Here is a 20,244-nt window from a genome sequence, read left to right as displayed (position 1 = left end):
CCGCTCCGCGCGACCCGTCGTCGTAATACTCAACGCCTTCCGTTTACCGCACCGTTCGATTCGCCTTGTTCGCGTTGCTGATCTGCAGGTCGAAACCATTGGGCGTCGTGGTATGATAACTCTTATACAACGCCTTCTCGTCGTGAATGTCGCCCTTGCCGCCCGTATCCGGCCGCGCGCTCAAGCCGCGCTTCGTCAGTTCGGCCGCCACGGCATCCGTGTCCCACGGCGTGATGCCGAAGGCGATGTGGTCGATCGATGCCTTGGTCGCGTTGCCTTGACCGGGCGGACGACCCGCCGCGGCGCCGCGCGCGCCGCCGCCGCCGCGAATGATGATGTTGCCCAGATCGCCGATCTCGGTCTCGTTCTGGCTGCCTTCGTCGCCCGTCGGCTTCCAGCCGAGCAGCGCTTGATAGAACGCGGCGCTTTCCTTGTAGTTGGGGCACTGGAACGAGATGTGGTCGAGCCACACGGTTTTCCAGTTCGTGTTCTCGAATGGCGCCGGCTCGGAGAGCTTGATGCCCGAGCCGCCGTGCACCTTGGCCGCGTCGGAAATCTTGAGCGTGAAGCCGCCGGGATCCGTGATCATGAAATACTCGGACGAGCCCGGGCCGTCGTTGCCACGCACCGGGTTGAGCCCGCGCTTCTTGAGCTCCTCTTCGACTTTGCCGGTGTTCCACGGCTCGATGCCCCAGCAGAACGAATCCCACACCGCGTTGCGCGGCGCGCGCTGTCCGCCGCCGCCCCTGCCGCCGCGACCGCGACCCGCCGCGCTGTCACCGGCCGCCGGCGCAGGACGCGGCGGCGGAGGCGGCGCCTGGTAGCCGCCGCGAATCACGACCTTGCCCACGTCACCCATGCCGAGAACGGCCTTCGTGCCGTCGTCGCTGAGCACCTTCCAGTTCATGAGCGCCGCGTAGTACGCCACCTCTTTCTTGTAGTCCGCCGCCGCCATCGTGAAGTGATCCAGCGAGACGGTTCTCCATCCCGTTGAATCGAACGGCGCCTTGGCTGGTATGGTGTCGCACCCCGCTGCTCCCGCCTGACCGCCGCAGCGGCCCTGGCTGAACAACGACATCGGCACCGCGGAGCCGACCGCGGCCAGTCCGAGCGCCTGCAACAGTTGGCGACGCGAGAGCACGCCTCGGTCGAATTCGTCGAACAGCTCCGTCAGCGGTTCATCCATGGGCTCAATCCTCAGGGCGAGGTGCTCAAATGATCGATCGAAATCCGGCTGAATTACTCTGAGTCATCGCGTGATCTACGCGGGAGAGTATGGCCCGCGTTGACGGGCACTCGCAAGGCGGCGTTCGTCATCCCGAGCGCCGGAGTTCGTCATCCCGAGCGCTAGCGAGGGATCTTTCTTCCCGATAGAGAGCCCTCTGCCAAGAGGCTAGATCCCTCGTCGCTTCGCTCCTCGGGATGACAACGGGCTCGCTCCTCGGGATGACAACGGGCTTCGCTCCTCGCGATGACAACGGGGCTTCGCTTCTGGCGTGACGCCCATCACCCCGCTAAAACCGCGCGCTCACGTAGACGATGCTCGCGTCCCCGGTCTGCGCCGGCACCACCCGCGGCGGTCGCGGCGGAATCGTGACCCCGGGAATCGGCGGCAATCCCATCCGCCGCGCGGATACATCGACGTCAATGGATTTGCCGGGCGGAATCGCCAGCGAAAAGACCGCGCCGCTGTCCGGCACATTCCAGAATTGGAATTGCCACGTCGGGGGGTGATACCGAAAGCGCGTCGTATCCACCACGCGCGCGTCGATCGCCACGCGGCCCACTGCTGCACCCCAGGCGCGCACGATCGCGCCGGTCGTTCCCGGCGGCACGTTCAGTCGGAACACGACGCGACGCGCGTTGTCGATCACGGTGTCGCGAATGTACGTGAGCGTCGGCGCGCTCAAGCCAACCGCCGTCACCGGTTTTCCGGTCAGCACGCCGCCAAACTCGCTGATCCCCCGCGTCCACGCCGGCGCGCGACGCGCAACCTTAGCATCCGCCCCGATCACGGACCGCGTCCAGTCGTCCGCCGCTCGACCCAGGCTACCGAGCCACGCTTCGTGCGTCGCCGCGTTCTCGACATAGAGCAGCGACGTCCCAATCGGATGATCGGCACTCGGGCGAACCGTCGCCAATCCGATCGCGGCAACGACCACCGCCGCCGCCGCGATGCTCGCATCCACCTTCCATGACGGCGACGCGCGATCGAGCAACGGCGAGACGAGCCACGTCATCAGCGCGGTCAGCACGCCGAGTGCGATCGAGCCCGGGACGCTCAAGCCAAGCATGATGACGGCCGTCGCGTATGCGAATCCGGCGAGCATGAAAAGGGTCATCGCCGCCGCGATCCATTCCGCCACCGGATGCTTCGACCGCGCCGCGATCAGCGCGAACAGGAGCGGCCACGTGAAGAGGTAGCTCACGCCCGGCGCCACAATCGACGCCAACAGCGACACCGCCAACCATACGAGCAGTACGCCGCCGTACGCGCCGCCGCGCCGTGCGCGGATGACGTGATACGCGGCGAGATTGATCGATACCATCAGCAGCGCGAGCGCCGCGGCGTAGATCCCGCTCCACCGGGCCGCGCCGCCAAGGTTCACGAATCGCGAGATCGTGACGCTCACGGCGAGCGCAATCATCATGGCGACGGCGCCGATCAGCGAATCGCGCCAGATCGGCCGCACCAGGACCACGGTGAGTACCAGCGCGACGATCGCGAGCGGAATCGCGAACCACTGTGGATACACGATCAGCCCGAGTCCCGGCAGATCGAAGAACACCGCATCGCCGGTTTTGGGCCGCGGCAGGTCTTCATTCGCGATACGCGTCGCGACGCGCAGCATCTGCTGGCCGTGATGCTGCAAGCTGCCGGGATTGAGATGCGCGACGTCGTCCCGCGTCGTGTGGTATCGTTGGACGCCGTCCGCGAACGCGAAGTTGAGCGCCGGAACGCCGAGCAGCGCGAGCTCCGACAGATCCGTGTCGTTGGGCAGCACTCGATAAATCTTCGTGAACACGGAGCCCGCGGTGACGTCGCGCGCCGCGCGCAGTTGGCGAACGGCGTCGAGATTCCCCGGCCCCGTCTCGAACATGAACGAACGGCCCGTCGTTCCACGCGCTTCGAAATTGAGCGCGAACGCGACGTCCTTCGCCCACGGATGCTCGCGCACGAAGGCCGCGGCGCCGAGCAGGCCGGCTTCCTCGCCGTCGGTGAAGAGCGCGATGATGTCGTGCTCCAGCGGCGCCTTCCGCGCGCGAATGGCTCGAATCGCCTCGAGCAGAGCGGCCGTGCCGGCGCCGTCGTCGCTCGCGGCGGGGCCGGCCTCGACGCCGTCGTAATGCGCCATGAGCAGCAGGGCCTTGCCCGTCGACGAGCTGCCGGGGATGTACGCCAGGATGTTCTGGACGCGGCCCGCCTCCTGATAGCGCGTGCCGATGGCCGTCGTGACCTGCAGCCTGGGGCGCAGGCCCATGGCGTTCAGTTGCGCCATCACGTAGTCGCGCACACGATCGTGGTCCGCCGAGCCGATTGGATGCGGCCGCACCGCGATCTGCTCCACGTGGCGCATCGCACGCTCGGCGGAGAAGACCGTGTCCGATGCGGTCGCCGGGACAGGCGACGGCGGGCGGGAAACGCGGAGGATCGACAGCGCGACCAGCGCGATCAGTCCGACTGCCGTGGCGAGACGTCGTAGCATGTTGGTCGCATGTTGGTCCTTGCGCTTGTCGGACGATGCACCATTCTACAAGCATGTCCGTAAAGACAGTACTAGTGGTCGACGACCACGAAACGACCCGGCAGACGATCACCCGCATGCTCGAGGCGGGCGGCTTCGAAGTGCGCACGGCGAAGAACGGCGTCGAAGCCCTGGACCGCCTGGCGCGCGAAGCGAGCGAGATCGACATCGTGCTCTCCGACGTCACCATGCCGGAGATGGGCGGCATCGATCTGTCGTATCAGATTCGCGAACATTATCCAGCGATGCCCGTCGCCCTCGTCTCCGGCGACGTGAGCGATCTCGAACGCAGCATCATCGGCCGCCAGGACGTGCCGTTCATCAAAAAGCCGTTCCACGCCGAGTCGCTGTACAGCGCGGTGAACGAAGCCATTCGTCGTCACACGGCGCGGCAGACCGAGACCTGAACGGGCCTGAAAAGAAGAACGGCGCTGCATCGCTGCAGCGCCGTTCTGAGTTTTCACGCCGGACCTTGGACGATCACGCCTTGTTGAACGTCTGCTTGGTCTGCATCGACTGACCCATCATGCTGGCGCTGGTGTCGATGGTGAGCACCTTGCCCGCCGCGTCGAGCGAGTAGCGATCCGTGCGTTCGATCGCCTGGCCCTGCATCTCGGCCTTCGTCTTGATGACGAGCGTCGAACCGTCCCAGTTGGCGTTCGACGTCATTTCGAGCGACTGGCCCATCTGGCTGACGGTGTTCTTCGAGTCACTGCCGTCGAGGTTGTACGTGACCGTGATTTCCTGCGGGCCGGTCATTGTGGTCGTCATCGACTGCACCTGCTTGAGCGTCTTGGCATCCTGCGTGATCGCCAGCGATGCCTTGCTGATCATCGCGGCGGCCTGCGGCTCGAGCTTGGTCATGTCCAGGTTCCACGTTCCCGTGAAATCCGGGTGGGCGGTCTGAGCGTGCAGCGGCGCGGAAGTAGACGCGACGGACGCAACGGCGGCGAACAACAACACGGCAAGACGACGCATGGAAACTCCAATGAGGTGGGAATTACTTCTTCTTTGACGCCGCGTCGCGGAAGATCTTCGACTCTCCCTCGTACGCGAACTTGACGTTGGCGCTCTTTTCGACCTGCGTGATCGCCAAACCGCTGGAGTCGATCGGGACATCTATGGATGCCATACGATCGAGCAACGACAGGTCGGGCACTTTCACGTCGTAGTTGAACCATCGGGTCAGCGCCTCTACGACCTCGCGAAGCTGCTTGTTTCGCACGGTCACCCGGCCGTCGACCCAGCCAAAAGACTCCGCACGCGCGTCATCGGTCACGGGATGAATGCCGGTCGCGTCGGCGTGCATTGCCTGGCCCGCGGTCACGACGGCCTGGGCCTTTGGCGTCTTGACCGTGACACTCCCTTCCTGCACGAGAATCGAGGGCGTGCTGTCCGCTGAGAATGTCGAGATGACGAACTTGGTTCCCGTGGCGATGAAGTGATATCGGTGCGCCACGACGCGGAACGGCAGCTTCTGCCCGGGCGCGACCTCGAACGCCGCGGTGCCTTCGATCCTGATGACACGGCTCTTGGAGCCGAACTCGTCCGGCTCCCAGTAGCTCGTGTTCGGACCCATGCGCATCTTGGTGCCGTCGCGCAACGTGGTCGACCCGAACTGTCCGGCCGGCGAGGTGACTGGCTGCGTCTGCGAGTTCGCGACGATGGCGAGGGCCGCGTCGTCTTCGCCGAGCCGGTCGACGTACATCACGCCGGCAACGGACGCGACGAGCGCCACCACGCCGATCGCGAGCGGAATCACCCAGCCCGGTCGCTTCGACATCTGCTTCATGTGCGCCGCGGCCTCGTGCCGACCGGCGTCCGCGGCCGCGCGATGCGCCTCGGCCGTTTCGCCGGTCCCGTGCAGCGCCCTGTCGATCTGTCCCCAGACGTATTCGGGCGTCTCGCGGTCGGCCGCGAGGTCGTGCGCTTTCGCGGCGGCGCCGCCGACCGCGCCGAAGCGGCCGCCGGAATGGCGCCGGCTCAGCGCGCGCGCGGCGCCATGACGGATCTCATCTGAGAGAATACTCTTTAAATGATCCTCATTGCCCAACGTGGCGCGCTGGCCCCAGGCGTTGAGGAACGCCGTCTCCACGACGCGCGGCGCGTGCGCGGCGGCTTCGCCAAGTTGCGTTTTCGCGCTCGCCAGGCATTGCGCGAATTCGGCATCGAAGGCGCGCTTGAGCGCGGCTTCGTCGGCAAGCGGGCCGGTGAGTGCACTCGTTGGAGTCAGCGAACTGGGCGAAGCGGTGCTGCGTGCATCCGGCGTCGACATGCGGCCTCCAAGGCCTCGGTGTGCCTCTATCATGCGCCCGGGAAACGTCCGCGCAAGATGGCATTGCCCGACGGATTGAAGGTTACCGACGGCTACGGCTCGTACTTCGCGTCACTGCCCGGCCGATAGGTGCGGCCGCCGTCCCGCCGAATGTCGTCCAGGTTCCACAAGACCGGCTTGAGCTCCCCCCGCGCGAACATCGCCGCCTGATCGGAATACCACGGCGAGTAGGGATGCGGGCTTTCGCCGTAGGCGAGGATGGAGAACGCGCGCGGCTCGTCCGCGAACTCCACGGCGAGAATCCATCCATCCGATCCCGTCGCGACGAGCTTTCCGTCCGCCGCCGGTGCGTAGGTCAACACGCGAAAGCAGCCTTCGTCGCTGGCACAGCCGCCCACCGGCACGTCGACGTCGCCGCGTCGCACGCGATGCACGTCGCCCCACGCGACGTCCACCGATCCGTAGCGCTGGATCACGTCGGTCACGGCGCGACCGAATACCACGGCGGCTCGGGCCGGATTGCGCAAGCCGCGCGGCGTGGTCAGCGGCTGCGCCGGATCCCAGAGGACGGCGAACGAGCTGTCGCCGCGAACGTCATACCGGCGCCACCACGTGTCGAACAACACGCCGCCGCGCGAGTCGGGCGCCGCCGTGCGATCCCACTGCTCGAGCACTTCGAGCCCGCGCGCCACCTCACCGGTGGGATGCGACGCACGCACCGCCGCGATGAGCTCATCCCCAATCCGCTCCGCCAACAGCATTCGATAGGAGTGTTTGAGCGTGATGATCTCCTCGAGGCTCATCTTTCGATTGTTGTGAATGAGCGAGATCGCGAGCTGGCTCCGCAGTCCCAGATGCGGCGGCGGGAAATACGGCGGATACCCGCGCGGATCGAGCGGCTGGAACATGTTCGTGTAATACGGCGCGTCGTTCTCGTTGTGTATGTAGCCCCAAGGCGGGTTGAGGAACTGCGGCAGCGAGTCGTACGGCACGAGATGCGTCCATGCGTCGGTGGTCTCGCGGACCGGAATCGGCATCGAGTCGCCGGTGGGCGGATGCGGCAACGACGGGAGCGACGCGTTCCAGACATAGTAGATGTTGCCGTCGACGTCGGCATACGTGAAGCTCGAGTTGATCCGCGCGCGCATGCGCATCGCGGCTTTCCATTCGTCGAGCGTTCCCGAGCGCATCATGCGCAGGAACTGTTCGCCGCCGCGATACTCCATGTCGTTCGCGGCCTTCATCACGTACAGCGTGGTTCTCGTGCGTTTGACGACCGGACCGAGCGATGTGCGGTACAGAACGACGCTGTCCTTGCCCATGCCAGTCGCCGTCTTGAACTCGGCGACGACGGTCTGTTTCGACAGCGCGTGTGTCTTGCCGTCGAGCACGTACCGCATGGAATCGGCGGCGTCGGTCTCCAGCGAGTACAGCTGCCAGAGGATCGGATCGTTGTTGGTGGTAGCCCAGCCGAGGTACGGGTTGAATCCGCCGACGACGGTGAATGGGCCGCCGATGCGCAGGTCGCCGTAGAAGTTCAGCAATCCCGGAATGATGATGTGTGCTTCGTAGTAGCCCGCGGTCCACGCGAGGTGCGGGTTGCGCAGCAACACCGCGTGCCCGGACGTCACTCGGCTCGGCGCGAACGCCCAGGCGTTGGATCCGTCGTTGGGATCGGCGTGCGGCGCGACACCAGTCGGCGGCGCGAAGCGCGAAGCCTGATTCGTCGGCGGGACCTCGACGTCTTTCGCGAGGACGTCGTAGCCCGTGAAGTTGGGCCGGAATCCTGGCGGAAATTCGCCGCGATGCAGCTCGATGTAGCGATTGACTCCGGCGGCGAATCCTTCATACACGTCGCGCGCGTCGTCGTCGACGTCACCGTAGACCTCCTGCGCGCGCTGGTACGCCAGGTGCCCGGCGAAATCGGAGCGCATGCTGTCGCGTCCGAAGTACTTCCCCATCTCTCCGCGCGCGCGGAGCAGACTGTTGACGACCTGCGCGCCGTAGTCCTCGCACTGCACGTACGCGATGGCGTATCCGGCCGACGCGAAGTCGTGCGCGAGGATGTGGGGTACGCCGTGCGCGGTGCGCGTGACGACGACGTCGCGCGCGAGCTCGCGCGGGTCGAGCTCGTTCGGCGTAACGGCGGGAATACAGGTCGCCGTGAAGATGAGAGTGCACAGAGCCAAACGGCGAATGGAATCGGCGAATGGAAACCGCGCCTCGCTCTTTCCATTCGCTCTTTCCATTCGCTTCTTCCAATCGCTCTTTCCACTCGCTCTTTCCATTCGCCTTTTCTAGACCTCAGCCCAAATACTCTGATCCTTCGTCTCCCGCAACAACAATCCCCCAACGATGAACGTCAGCCCCGCTACCGCGATCGGGAAATAGAGCCCCGCGTATCGATTGCCCGTCGCCGCCACGAGTGACGTCGCGATCAACGGCGTGAAGCCGCCGAACCAGCCATTCCCGAAGTGATACGGCAGCGACAGCGACGTATACCGAATGCGCGCCGGGAAGCTCTCGACGAGGAACGCGGCAATCGGCCCGTACACCATCGTCACGTACAACACCTGCACGAAGATCAGCGCCGTGAGCATGCCGAAGTTCACCGGGTTCGCATACGCCGACATCGTCTTGTAGATCGGGATGTAGGTCAGCGCCGCGAGGAAGCATCCCGTCATGATGATCCGCTTGCGCCCAATGCGATCGGACAGCGCGCCGAACACGACGAAGAACGGCGTCCCGATGAGGAGCCCGAGCGCGACGATCTTGTACGCCGTATCCAGCGGCACCTTGAGAATGTTCTGCAAAAAGATCAGCGCATAGAACTGGCCGGTATACCACACCACCGCCTGGCCCGCCGTCGCGCCGAACAACACGACGAAGAACACCTTCCATCGATCGGCGCTTCCGTAACTATCCGCGATCGGCGCGGTCGACGTTTTTCCCTCGGCCTTCAATTTCGCGAAGAGCGGCGACTCCGCCATGCGCGAGCGGATGTAGTACGACACGACCACCAGCACCGCCGACAGCAGGAACGGAATCCGCCAGCCCCATTGCTTGAACGACTCGGCACTCATCGAATGCTGCGTCGCCAGAATCACGAGCAGCGACACGAAGAGGCCGAGTGTGGCCGTCGTCTGAATGAACGACGTATAGAAGCCGCGCTTGTGATCCGGCGCATGCTCGGCGACGTACACCGCGGCGCCGCCATACTCGCCGCCCAGCGCGAGTCCTTGAAGCAACCGCAATGTGACGAGCAGCGCCGGGGCGAAAATCCCAAGTGTACCGTATCCCGGCAATAAACCGATGACTGCCGTCGATCCGCCCATGATCACCAGTGTCAGCATGAACGCGTACTTCCGGCCCACGAGATCGCCGATGCGTCCGAACACCAGCGCGCCAAATGGGCGCACGGCGAATCCGGCGGCGAATGTCGCCAGCCATTTCAGCAGCGAGATGGTCGAATTCGACTCGGGATAGAAAACGCCCGAGAGAATCGCCGACAGGCTCCCGAAGATATAGAAGTCGTACCACTCGATCACGGTGCCCGCGCTGGACGCGGCAATGACTCCCCAAATACGACGCTCCGACTCGGCTGCAGTGCTTTCAGCAGTGGTGCCAGTAACGGCGGCGGCGCTCGGCGGCGCGGCGGCCCGTCCGGTTGTGGATGTCATGCGCACAATACTGTCCCCATTCGTTTTCGCGCGCGAGACTCGCCGAAAACCCGCTCAAGCGGCAGGCGAGCGCGGCCGAAACTCAGAGCAATGAGGATCATCATTGCAGACGACGACGAAATCGTGCGCGCCTTTGTTCAGCGAGTCATCGAACACGGGTCGAACGACGCGATTGCCGCCGAAGACGGGCGTGAAGCCCTCGAGTTGATCAAGGTTCAGGATCCCGATCTCCTGATCACCGATCTGAAAATGCCGGACATGGACGGCTTTCAGTTGATCGAGGCCCTGCGCGCTCTCCCGGCGCACGCCGCCATTCCGATCATCTGTTTGACGTCCGTCAGCGACCGCGAGGACGTCGCGCGACTCATCGAGATGAAGATCTCGGACTACGTGCTCAAGCCCGTGCGTCCCTTCGATCTCGCCGAGCGCATTCGCACCGTCTCGCTGCGCACCGCCGGCTGGAAGCTGAAGCGGCGCGAAACGCCGGTCAGGGCTCGAAAGGCGATTCGGTAAGCATGGCGCGCCAGGCGCGCGCCACGCGCTCGGTCGGAAGCCACGCCATCGGATAGTTCGGCAGCTTCATCGACTCGGCCCCCAAGGCCCCGAATGCGCCGATCGCCTGCGTATGTGGATCTCCCCACCAGCCGCTCTTCTCATTGAGCGGCTTGAGTGTTCCGTCCGCGGCGAGCCGCGCCGCGAGAACATCCTCGAAGAACACCATCGACACATCGCGCGAGCGTCCAACCACGTGCGCGACGCCCGGCTCTTCAGCGAGCGCCCACAGCGCACCGCCGCGCCGATTCACCGCGAACAATCCGGTGATCGTCTGAATGCGCTGCTCGAGATCCTTTCCGCCGATGAACAGGATGCCCGGCACCTGCCGAGCGGCTCGCGGCGTCAGCGCGCTGTAGTAGATGCCGCCCTTGTTCGCGACGAACGCCGCGATTCGTTCCGGCTTCCACGCCGTCATCTCGTAATCGAACTGCCCGCCCGCCGACATGCCCCACATCAACAGCGGCGCCGTGTTGATCTCCGCGTGATTCGTGCGCAGCGCATAGCGCGACAGCATGTCGAGCAGCGCCTGTCCGCTGCCCCGGCGAACGTCGACGTACTCCTCGATGAAGTTCTGGTCGTGTGGCTTGTCCGTGAACCGGCACGCCACGATCGCCAGCTTGTTCGCCGCGGCGAAGTGCTGCCACACGGTATCTTCGGCCATTGCGCGGCCGTCGCCGTTCGATCCAGGCACGAGCACCAGCACCGCGCGTAACGCGCCGGCATCATGCGGAAGCCACAGGCGGAATTGCGCCTTGTCGAAGTTCGCGCCGGGCGGAATCGAGTCGTCAATGGTTTGCGCGTGCAACGGTGCGGCGCAGAGAGCCAGCACGAGCGCGGACAGAAGTGCGGCGAGGAGGGTTGAGCGCATGGCAGATAACATGCGGAGAGACGCCGGAAAGTCAAAACGCGCCGCGATATCCCGACACCTCACCCTCACGCCGACCGACGCATGCCGTACACGCGCCTCGAGCCATTCGACCGGAAACGCGACGCCTATCTCGGCGTGATCGAAGCCGTGCGCGGCACGCGCAACAAGTTCAAGTTCGACGCAACGCACGCCCTGTTCATCCATGACAGCGTGCTGCCCGCGGGCGCGAGCTATCCGTTCGACTTCGGTTTCATTCCGGGAACCAAGGGCGACGACGGCGATCCGATCGACGTCCTCCTGTTGATGGACGAGCCTGCGTTCGTCGGCGCGGTGATTCCGTTTCGCTTGATCGGCGCGATCGAAGCGGAACAGCGCGAGCGAGACGGCGAAGTCGTGCGCAACGACCGGCTGCTTGGCGTGGCGTGCAAGTCGGAGACGTATCGCGACGTAGGCGAGATCGACGACTTACCGGCGATACTGCTCGAGCAGGTCGAGCACTTCTGGGTGTCGTACAATCACCTGAAGGGCAAACGCTTCAAGGTGCTTGGCCGCACGGCGGCGGCGGGCGCGGCGGAGCTGGTGAAGCAGGCGACGTGAGCCGAGCGGTTACGCTATGACCGCAGATACTCCATCGCCTCGTCGCGCGACGTGAACTCGCGAATGTCGCGGCCCGTGAGCCGGCGGATCTGGCGCAGTGCCACCCGGTGCGGCAAGCTCAAGCCGTAGATTGCGCTCTTGGTCACGTGCGGCGCGTTTGCACGCACCATCTCCTGCATGGCGTTGATCAGCGGCAGCGACATGTGCGAGCCGCTCACGTCGGTGAGCACGCGCACGGAAAATGGCGGATGCTCGGCGATCAACCGCTTGGCTTCATTGATCGCGGCGATGGCGATCTCCGTGTCTCGAAATCCGGAGAAGTCGAGGACACAGATCGTGTACTCGCCACGGGGTTCAAAGGTGACGCGTTGCACCATCATCGGCGCAGCTTCCGAAAGAGTCATGGGTAAAGTATCGGCCCGGTACCGCCGAACCCAAGCAATTCCTGTGAGGTCCGATCGGCGGTATTAAGGGACGCGAAACGCACGTTCAATAAACAAATGTCTCCCCATACACAGACACGCATTCCGTGACCGACCACGACATCACTCGCAAGGATTTTCTGAACGCCGCGCTACTCGGTGTCGGCGCCGCGCTGCTGCGCGCACCCGCGCCGCTCGGCGCGACACCGCCCGCCGAAGGCCTCGCCGACGGATGGACTGGACCGGGTGGTATCGGTGATTACGCGAGCTCGAACGGCAACACGAAGCCGGTGATGGATGCGGCGCACAAGATTCGCGACGGCGTGTACGGTCGCGCGGGCCACGCCACTGACACCGGCGAGACGTACGATCTCGTCATCGTCGGCGGCGGCATCACCGGACTCACCGCGGCGTACTTCTTCGCGCAGCACACGGCGGGCTCCAAACGTTGCCTCGTGCTCGAGAATCATCCGATCTTCGGCGGCGAAGCAAAGCAGAACGAAGTCGTGATCGACGGCGTCCGCGTCATCGCGCCGCAAGGCTCGAACGATTTTGGCGTGCCGCGCCAGGGAAGCGGTTGGCAGAGCGATGTGTGGGACGACCTGCACATGCCGCGCGAATTCACCTGGTCGCAACCGCGCGATGGCGCGATGACACTGCGCATGGCGCAGGACAACTATCAGCCGATGGAAGGCGTCGGCGAGTTCGGCACCGACATCGGCTACTACTTCGATCGCCATTCGTCGCTCGGCGCCACATCCAAGCCGACTTGGCTGCGCAACATGTGGCAGAACGATCTCGCCGAGCTGGCGGTATCCGACGCGGTGAAGCGCGATCTGCTGCGATGGCGCACGACCAATCCCGACATGAAGGGCATGACGCCGGATCAGTTCGCGCGGCATCTCGATACGATGACGTATCGCGACTACGTCGAGAAGGAGTTGGGTTATCCGCGCGAGGTGACGAAGATGATCGAGCCGGTCATCGGCTTGATCAGTGGCGCGAGTCCCGACGCGGTGAGCGCGCACGCCGCGCAGCAGATCGGCATGCCGGGTGTGAGCCGAGCGCGCGGTCGCAACAGCGGGCCCGGGCTGTCGTTTCCAGGCGGCAACGTCACGTACGCGCGGCATCTCGTGAAGAAGCTCATTCCGAACGCGATTTCGGGCGACTTCTCGTTCGAGGGCGTGCTCGGCGGCCGCGTGAATTGGACGGCGCTCGACGCCAAGGATCAGCCCACTCGCATTCGTGTCGGAACGACGGTGGCGCGGGTGCAGCACGCCGGCGGCGGCGTTCGCGTCACGTACGCGCGGAACGGGAAGCTCTATACGGTGCGCGCCAACCGCGTCGCGATGGCGACGGGCGGATGGGTGAACAAGTACGTATTGGCCGACCTGCCGCCGGTTATTAAAGAATCATATTTACAATTTATATATGCACCGGCGCTCATCGTGAACGTGGGGCTTCGGAACTGGCGCTTCATGCACCGCATGGGCATTACCGCGGCACGCTGGTTCGACGAGAGCGGCGTGGGCTTCGTCGCGAACATTCGCCTGCAAATGACGACGCCGGGCTACGATCCGCCGGTCGATCCCGACAAGCCGAACGTCCTGACGTTCTACTCGGGCCTCTACACGCCGGGGAAGACGGCCGCCGAGCAGGGCTCGATCGGCCGGAACGCGCTGCTCGCGAAGTCGTACGCGGACTACGAGCGCGCCATTCTCGGTCAACTCACGCGCCAATTCGGCGACGCCGGGTTCGACGCCAAGCGCGACGTCGCCGCGCTCATTCTCAATCGCTGGGGGCATGCACGTCTGGTGCAGCCGCCGGGTTGGTACTACGGTGTCGAGGGCAAACCATCGCCGCGCGAAATCGTTTCAGCGGGATACGGGCAGATCGCGATCGGCCACTCGGAGCTCAATGGCCATCAGAGCGCGACGGGCGCGATGGCGCAGGGGAAACGGCTCGGCGAGTGGGCCGCGAGTTGACGCGAGTCGACGCGAGTCAACGCGAGTTGACGCGAGTTGACGCGAGTCGACGCGAATTGACGCGAGTCGACGCGAATTGACAAGACAGGAACCATGAACCCAACTCGAGCGGTCTCAACCTGGTGGAACCGCCTCAGCCGGCTGCCTGGCGGCAAGCGGCTGTTCAGCGTGCTCATCGGACGAATTGCACCGTACACCGGGACCGTCGGCGCGCGTATAGAAGAATTAGCGCCCGGCTACGCGCGTTGGTCGCTGCGCGACCGGCGGAAGGTGCGCAACCATCTCAACTCGATCCATGCGGTCGCTCTGGTGAACTTCGCCGAGGTAACGAGCGGGACCGCAATGATGATGGCGCTGCCCGCGTCGGTGCGCGGAATCGTCCGGGGGCTTTCGATCGAATACCTGAAAAAGGCGCGCGGACCGCTCATCGCCGAATGTCGCTGTACTGTCCCCATCGTGACCGCGGACACTTCGTTCGACGTTCACACCGAAATCCGCGATGCCTCGGGCGATGTCGTCGCACGCGCGACCGTAACCTGGCTGTTACGCCCGAGTTGACGCGCTGAACGGTACGACACCGTTCATGGTACGACTCTCGCGGTCGGCATTAGCGCCATGCGCGACTCAATTTTTTCGCTCGTCTCATTTGAAGGCACCGACCCCTACTCGCAAGCCGGGGGCCTCGGCGTCCGCGTTTCCGGACTCGCTCGCACTCTGGCTGAGCTGAGATACGAGACGCATCTCTTTTTCATCGGCGATCCTCACCGGCCGGGCGAGGAACGCGTGATGAACGGCTATCTCACGCTTCACCGATGGGCGCAGTGGATCAGCATCAACTGCCCCGGCGGCGTCTACGACGGCGAGGACGCGAAGGTGCGCGACCTCACGCAGTCGCTGCCCCAGTATCTCCTCGATCACGTGGTCAAGCCGGCGATCGCCGCGAACAAGATGCCGGTCGTGCTCTTCGAGGAATGGCAGACGGCCGAATGCGTCTGTGCATTCTCCGATCTGCTGGCCGCCGAAGGACTCCGCGATCGCGTCGTGATCTTCTGGACCGCCAACAACTCGTACGGCTTTCAGACGATCGACTGGCCGAGGCTCGCCATGCGCGCGACGATCGCGACGATCAGCCGGTACATGCGCAGCATCATTCGTTCGTACGGCGCGGACGCGATCGTGATTCCGAACGGCATTCCACAGGAGTTGCTCGAGCCCGTATCGCGCCGGGACGCGAACTCGGTGCGTCACCTCGTCGATCAAGACCCCGAGGTGACACTCTTCTTCAAGATGGCGCGATGGGAGCGCGAGAAGGGCTGGTCGCAAGCGCTGGGTGCGGTGAGCGAACTGCGCGAACGCGGACGTCATCCGTTGCTCGTCGCGCGGAGCGGCGGACCATCGTCCGGCGCGGCGGGAATCGTCGAGGAAGCGGCGGCGCGCGGCCTCCGTGTCGCCGAAGTGGCCGACGAGCGCGAGCTGATGTCCGAGCTCGAGGCAACTCCGGAGCGTCGCGTCGAAGTGATCAATCTGCGGTTCGGTGTGAACACCGCGCTGGCGCGCAAACTCTTCGCCGCATCCGACGCGGTGCTCGCGAATTCCGTGTACGAACCATTCGGCCTCGTGGGCCTCGAGGCGATGGCCGCGGGCGGCATGATCTACACGGGCGGCACGGGCGAGGACTACGCGGTCGACGGCCGCAACGCCGTCGTGCTCGAGACGCTCGCGCCCGACGAAATCGTCGGCCGTTGGGAAGAGTTCAACTCCGCGCCGTCGCGCGCGGCACGCATGCGGCGCGCGGCGCGACAGACCGCGAAAGATTACTCGTGGCAGCGCGTCGCCGCGGTGCTGCTCGAGCGCGTGGCCGCGCAAGCGGTGCGACAGGGCGCGGTGCGCCTGTCGTCGGAGCTCAAGCCCGGGTGGCTGCTCGCGGGATAGCTGAGGGAAGGGCGATGCGATAAGCGGAAGCCTGCGAGGCCCGCACCGCTTCCATCGTCTCCCTTCCCTTGCATTGACGTCGAACGCGCGGCGGCGCAGCTTCACGCGCATGCCCTCCCGCCGCTCGTTCATCAAGTCGACCGCCGCGCTCGGACTCTCCGCACCGCTGGCGAAAATCCGTCTCGGCACCGAGCCACGCCGAGTCGAGAAGGCGGCCGCGCCGCTCAACATTCTCATCCTCGGCGGCACCGGTTTTACGGGACCGGAGCAAGTCGACTACGCCATCGCGCGCGGCCACCGCGTCACGCTGTTCAATCGCAATCAGACGCGCCCGGGTTTCTTCAAGGGCAAAGTCGCCGAAGAGCTCGTGGGCGATTTGAACAACGACACGTCTGCGCTTCAGGGCAAGAAGTTCGACGTCGTGCTCGACAATCCGACGACGCTGCCCGCATGGGTGCGCAACGCCGGGAAGTATCTCGCCGGCAACGTCGGCCAGTACATCTTCATCTCGACGACGTCGGTTTATTCGGACCAGAGCATCATCGGACTGAACGAAGAGAGTCCGACCACACCGATGCCCGCCGGCCTCGATCCGTACACGGTCGTCCCGCAGGATGCGACGCGCTACTACGGCGCATTGAAAACGCGCGCCGAGCAGGAAGTGAAGACGCTGTATCCCGATCGCTGGACGGTCATTCGCCCGTGTCTCATCGTCGGCCCGCTCGACCGGACCGATCGATTCACGTACTGGCCAGCGCGCATCGACAAGGGCGGCGAGGTGCTCGCGCCCGACAAGCCCGACGACCCCTGTCAGTTCATCGACTCGCGCGATCTCGCCGAATGGACGGTGCGCGTGGCGGAAACGAAGCTCCTCGGCACCTACAACGCGATCGGACCCGACAAGCCGCTCACCATTGCAGAGATGTTGTACGGTGTGAAAGCGATCACCACCGCCGGCGCGCAGTTCACGTGGGTGCCGTGGGAATTTCTGCAGGAGCAAGGCGTGCGGCCCTGGCGCAACATGACCGTGTGGCAGCCGCCGTACGGCCGTACGGCCGGGTACCAACGCCGTGATGCATCGAAAGCAATCGCGCATGGTCTCACGTTCCGTCCGCTCGCGGTGACGGCGAAAGACACGCTCGACTGGCACAGGACGCGGCCCGAGAAAGAGCAGCTCGCGACCTTGAACGGTGAGATCAACGGGCTCTCAATGCAGAAGGAAGCCGAAGTGCTCGCCGCCTGGAAAGCAAAGCGAGCGGGCGCATAGGAGATTCGTCCCGCGCTCCGGCGTGGGACGCGAGCTATCGTTTGGTGTATGAGAAGTATGCGATGGTTCATCCTGACCGTTGCCGTGATTTGCGCGTGCGGCGGCGAACGAAGCGTGCTCCAACCCGCAACGCCGGATTCGTCCCCCGTTGTCCAAGCTCAACCGACGAATCCGATCGAGGGGACGTACGACGTCGTTCTCGAGCTCGGGCCGCTGCTGGGCAGAGCGCCGTGTCCCAACCCATCGGTGCAGGGTCCGTATTGCACCGCGGTCAAGGATTCCGTGCCGTTGACTCAACGCGGCACGCTCGTCATCAGCAACGCCACGGCGCTGGCCAACCCCGCCCGATTTTCGGCGACGGCGCGATTCGATACCCTCGCGTTCGTGACCGACACGTATTCGAACGGCGCTCCCACCGGCGTGACAGACTCCACCGGCGTTGTCACTCTCGCGATGTCCGCCGACTTCTACAATCGCATGTACGTCAGCGGACGTACGTGGGCGCCCGACAGCATCACGGGAACGGTGGATTTCGGAAACGATCCGTACGCGTATCGCGGCGGCACGTTCAGAGCAATTCGCAGACGGTAGCGTATCGATCGCGGGACTCGGCACATCATCTGCTTCACGTGGCTCTCCTGATTCTGATTCGCATTTCCGTACGCGACAGAGGAGAGCTGCATGGCCCCGCCATTCGAAGGACGCACGACCACATCCGCGGAAGAAAGAGACGGTAGCGGACAAAGCGCGCTCGCGCCGTCGATCCGGCCGCGCAAATCCACCATTCAACCGTATCAACGTCTCGCCGACGCCGACAAAGGAACAGGCGGCGAGAGTCTCGCGAATTTTCTCGGGCTCTTCAGCATTGGGCTCGGACTCGCGCAAGTCGCGATGCCCGGCGCGATGTCGAACGTCGTCGGCGTGAAGGACGACGATCAGCATCGCATGCTGATGCGCTTGTTGGGATTGCGAGAGATCTCGCACGGCGTAGCCGTACTGTCGAATCAGCAGCCCGAGAAACCGATGTGGTCGCGTGTCGCCGGCGATGTGCTCGACCTCGCGCTCCTGGGCGGCGCGCTCGCGAACTCCGACAATGATCGCGGGCGCACGCTGTTCGCGACGGCGAACGTCCTCGCGGTTACGGCCCTCGACGTCATGGCGGCGAAGACGCTGTCGAAACAGCCGGACACCCCGGTGCATCAGGCGGCCGATCACGGCATCGTCCACACTCGCAAAGCCATCACCGTGGGCGCTCCGGTGGAGGCTGTCTATGCATTCTGGCGCGACTTCGAGAATTTCCCGCGGTTCATGCGGCATCTCGAGTCGGTGACCGACATGGGGAACGGGCGCTCGCATTGGGTCGCCAAGGCACCGGCGGGAAAATCAGTCGAGTGGGACGCCGAGATCACGGACGAGCGCGAGAACGAGCTGATCGCCTGGGCGTCGCTCGAGGGATCGGACGTCTACAACGCGGGCACCGTACGGTTCCGCGCCGCGCCGAAGGATTACGGCACCGAGATCCGAGTCGATCTCGAATACAAGCCGCCGTTCGGCAAGATCGGGTCGAAGCTGGCGATGATGTTCCGCGAGGAGCCGGGCCAGCAGACGGAAGACTCGCTGCGCCAGTTCAAGCAGTTGATGGAAATCGGCGACGTGGTCGTGTCCGACGCGACCAGAGCGAAAGGTCCGCACTCGGCGCAACCCAATTAGGAGATTCTAACAATGAAGGCAACCTGCTGGATGGGCCCGCGAAGGATGGAGGTCCGCGACGTTCCGGACCCGCGGATTCTCAACCAGAACGACTGCATCGTCCGCGTCAGCTCGACCGCGATCTGCGGCTCCGATCTGCACCTCTACAACAACTTCCTCCCCGCGATGGAGCCCGGCGACATCATGGGGCACGAATTCATGGGCGAGGTGGTGGAAGTCGGCCGCACGGTGAAGAAGGTGCAGGTCGGCGATCGCGTGGTGGTGCCCTTCCCGATCGCGTGCGGCGCGTGCTCGAACTGCCGCCGCGGCCTCACCTCGATTTGTGAGAACTCTAATCCGAACGCGTACCAGGCCGAAAAGCTGATGGGCTCCTCGCCGTCGGGGATCTTCGGGTACTCGCATCTGACCGGCGGCTTCGCCGGCGGACAGGCCGAGTACGTGCGCGTGCCGTTCGCCGACGTCGGCCCGCTCAAGGTGCCCGAAGGACTCACCGACGATCAGGTGTTGTTTCTCAGCGACATTCTGCCGACGGGCTACATGGGCGCCGAGATGTGCGGCATTCAGCCCGGCGACACCGTGGCCGTGTGGGGCTGCGGCCCGGTCGGCCAGTTCGCGATCGCCAGCGCCTATCTGCTCGGCGCCGAGCGTGTGATCGCGATCGATCGGTTTCCGTACCGGTTGCAGATGGCGCGCGAGAAAGCCGGGGCCGTCACGATCAACTACGAGGAAGTGGACAGCGTGCAGGACGTGCTGAAGGATCTCACCGCCGGCCGGGGTCCCGATCACTGTATCGACGCCGTCGGCGTCGAGGGCCACAGCCATGGCGCGTTCTACATGCACGATCGCATGAAGCAGATGATGCGCATGCAGACCGATCGGCCGATCGCGCTCCGCGAGGCGATTCTCGCCTGCGCGAACGGCGGCACGGTGTCGGTGATCGGCGTGTACACAGGGTTGATCGACAAGTTCCCGATGAACGCCGTCATGAATCGGTCGCTCACGATCAAGAGCGGACAGTGTCACGTGCACCGCTATCTCGAGCCGCTGCTGGCGCACATTCAGAACGGCGATCTCGATCCGACGTTCGTGATCACCCATCACCTGCCGCTGGAACAGGCGGCGCATGGATACAAGATCTTCAACGACAAGCAGGAGAACTGCGAAAAGGTGGTGTTGAAGGCGTCGTAGGCGAAGCCTTTCCGAGCCC

General features: G+C 64.6%; 18 protein-coding genes. 10 read left to right on the top strand and 8 right to left on the bottom strand.

Going from position 1 to position 20,244, the window contains the following annotated elements; translation table 11 throughout:
* Window positions 1-43: 43 nt before the first annotated feature.
* Both VN706_16580 and VN706_16575 read right to left on the bottom strand, forming a co-directional pair.
* On the bottom strand, window positions 44-1,186 hold the full coding sequence (locus VN706_16580) for a VOC family protein (GenBank protein HXT17256.1): 1,143 nt from the start codon (window positions 1,184-1,186) through the stop codon (window positions 44-46).
* A 328-nt stretch (window positions 1,187-1,514) separates the two neighbouring features.
* Window positions 1,515-3,707 carry a M20/M25/M40 family metallo-hydrolase gene (locus tag VN706_16575; GenBank protein HXT17255.1) on the bottom strand — a complete coding sequence of 731 codons (2,193 nt, stop codon included), beginning with the start codon at window positions 3,705-3,707 and terminating at the stop codon, window positions 1,515-1,517.
* A gap of 74 nt (window positions 3,708-3,781) precedes the next feature.
* On the opposite strand from VN706_16575, the gene VN706_16570 reads away from it, so the two are divergent.
* Window positions 3,782-4,153, top strand: coding sequence for a response regulator (locus VN706_16570; GenBank protein HXT17254.1), 372 nt, complete (start codon window positions 3,782-3,784; stop codon window positions 4,151-4,153).
* Window positions 4,154-4,226: 73 nt separating this feature from the next.
* On the opposite strand, the gene VN706_16565 is transcribed toward VN706_16570, so the two are convergent.
* The 4 genes from VN706_16565 to VN706_16550 form a co-directional block, all read right to left on the bottom strand.
* Window positions 4,227-4,724 carry a hypothetical protein gene (locus VN706_16565; GenBank protein ID HXT17253.1) on the bottom strand — a complete coding sequence of 166 codons (498 nt, stop codon included), beginning with the start codon at window positions 4,722-4,724 and terminating at the stop codon, window positions 4,227-4,229.
* A gap of 22 nt (window positions 4,725-4,746) precedes the next feature.
* Window positions 4,747-6,021, bottom strand: coding sequence for a FecR domain-containing protein (locus VN706_16560; protein ID HXT17252.1), 1,275 nt, complete (start codon window positions 6,019-6,021; stop codon window positions 4,747-4,749).
* A gap of 92 nt (window positions 6,022-6,113) precedes the next feature.
* A complete protein-coding gene (locus VN706_16555; GenBank protein ID HXT17251.1) occupies window positions 6,114-8,270 on the bottom strand; it encodes a penicillin acylase family protein in 2,157 nt (718 codons plus the stop codon).
* Between the two features lie 48 nt (window positions 8,271-8,318).
* Window positions 8,319-9,701 carry an MFS transporter gene (locus tag VN706_16550; protein ID HXT17250.1) on the bottom strand — a complete coding sequence of 461 codons (1,383 nt, stop codon included), beginning with the start codon at window positions 9,699-9,701 and terminating at the stop codon, window positions 8,319-8,321.
* A gap of 90 nt (window positions 9,702-9,791) precedes the next feature.
* Here VN706_16550 and VN706_16545 point away from each other — a divergent pair, with 90 nt between their 5' ends.
* The gene (locus VN706_16545; protein HXT17249.1) at window positions 9,792-10,214 is read left to right on the top strand and encodes a response regulator; all 423 of its coding nucleotides are present in this window, start codon (window positions 9,792-9,794) and stop codon (window positions 10,212-10,214) included.
* Here the strand turns inward: VN706_16545 and VN706_16540 are convergent.
* A complete protein-coding gene (locus tag VN706_16540; GenBank protein ID HXT17248.1) occupies window positions 10,189-11,124 on the bottom strand; it encodes a hypothetical protein in 936 nt (311 codons plus the stop codon). The genes VN706_16545 and VN706_16540 overlap by 26 nt on opposite strands.
* A gap of 81 nt (window positions 11,125-11,205) precedes the next feature.
* On the opposite strand from VN706_16540, the gene VN706_16535 reads away from it, so the two are divergent.
* On the top strand, window positions 11,206-11,721 hold the full coding sequence (locus VN706_16535; GenBank protein ID HXT17247.1) for an inorganic diphosphatase: 516 nt from the start codon (window positions 11,206-11,208) through the stop codon (window positions 11,719-11,721).
* 14 nt (window positions 11,722-11,735) lie between these two features.
* Here VN706_16535 and VN706_16530 read toward each other — a convergent pair whose 3' ends face one another.
* Window positions 11,736-12,125: a hypothetical protein gene (locus VN706_16530; protein HXT17246.1), complete on the bottom strand. Its 390-nt coding sequence runs from the start codon at window positions 12,123-12,125 to the stop codon at window positions 11,736-11,738.
* 125 nt (window positions 12,126-12,250) lie between these two features.
* On the opposite strand from VN706_16530, the gene VN706_16525 reads away from it, so the two are divergent.
* The 7 genes from VN706_16525 to VN706_16495 all read left to right on the top strand — a co-directional run bounded on the left by VN706_16525 (window position 12,251) and on the right by VN706_16495 (window position 20,225).
* Window positions 12,251-14,128, top strand: coding sequence for an NAD(P)-binding protein (locus VN706_16525; protein HXT17245.1), 1,878 nt, complete (start codon window positions 12,251-12,253; stop codon window positions 14,126-14,128).
* A 93-nt stretch (window positions 14,129-14,221) separates the two neighbouring features.
* Window positions 14,222-14,686, top strand: a complete 465-nt coding sequence (locus VN706_16520; GenBank protein HXT17244.1) for a hotdog fold domain-containing protein — start codon at window positions 14,222-14,224, stop codon at window positions 14,684-14,686.
* A gap of 57 nt (window positions 14,687-14,743) precedes the next feature.
* Window positions 14,744-16,060: a glycosyltransferase gene (locus VN706_16515; protein ID HXT17243.1), complete on the top strand. Its 1,317-nt coding sequence runs from the start codon at window positions 14,744-14,746 to the stop codon at window positions 16,058-16,060.
* 109 nt (window positions 16,061-16,169) lie between these two features.
* Entirely contained in the window at window positions 16,170-17,327 is a 1,158-nt protein-coding gene (locus VN706_16510; protein ID HXT17242.1) for an NAD-dependent epimerase/dehydratase family protein, read from the top strand.
* 57 nt (window positions 17,328-17,384) lie between these two features.
* Entirely contained in the window at window positions 17,385-17,918 is a 534-nt protein-coding gene (locus VN706_16505; GenBank protein HXT17241.1) for a hypothetical protein, read from the top strand.
* Window positions 17,919-18,008: 90 nt separating this feature from the next.
* Window positions 18,009-19,037, top strand: a complete 1,029-nt coding sequence (locus VN706_16500; protein HXT17240.1) for an SRPBCC family protein — start codon at window positions 18,009-18,011, stop codon at window positions 19,035-19,037.
* A gap of 12 nt (window positions 19,038-19,049) precedes the next feature.
* A complete protein-coding gene (locus tag VN706_16495; protein HXT17239.1) occupies window positions 19,050-20,225 on the top strand; it encodes a zinc-dependent alcohol dehydrogenase in 1,176 nt (391 codons plus the stop codon).
* Window positions 20,226-20,244: the final 19 nt, after the last annotated feature.

The organism is Gemmatimonadaceae bacterium (genome assembly GCA_035606695.1).
Lineage (GTDB): Bacteria > Gemmatimonadota > Gemmatimonadetes > Gemmatimonadales > Gemmatimonadaceae > JAQBQB01.
The sequence above is the reverse complement of the archived record's forward strand: the minus strand, read 5'-3'. Positions and strand labels throughout refer to the sequence as shown.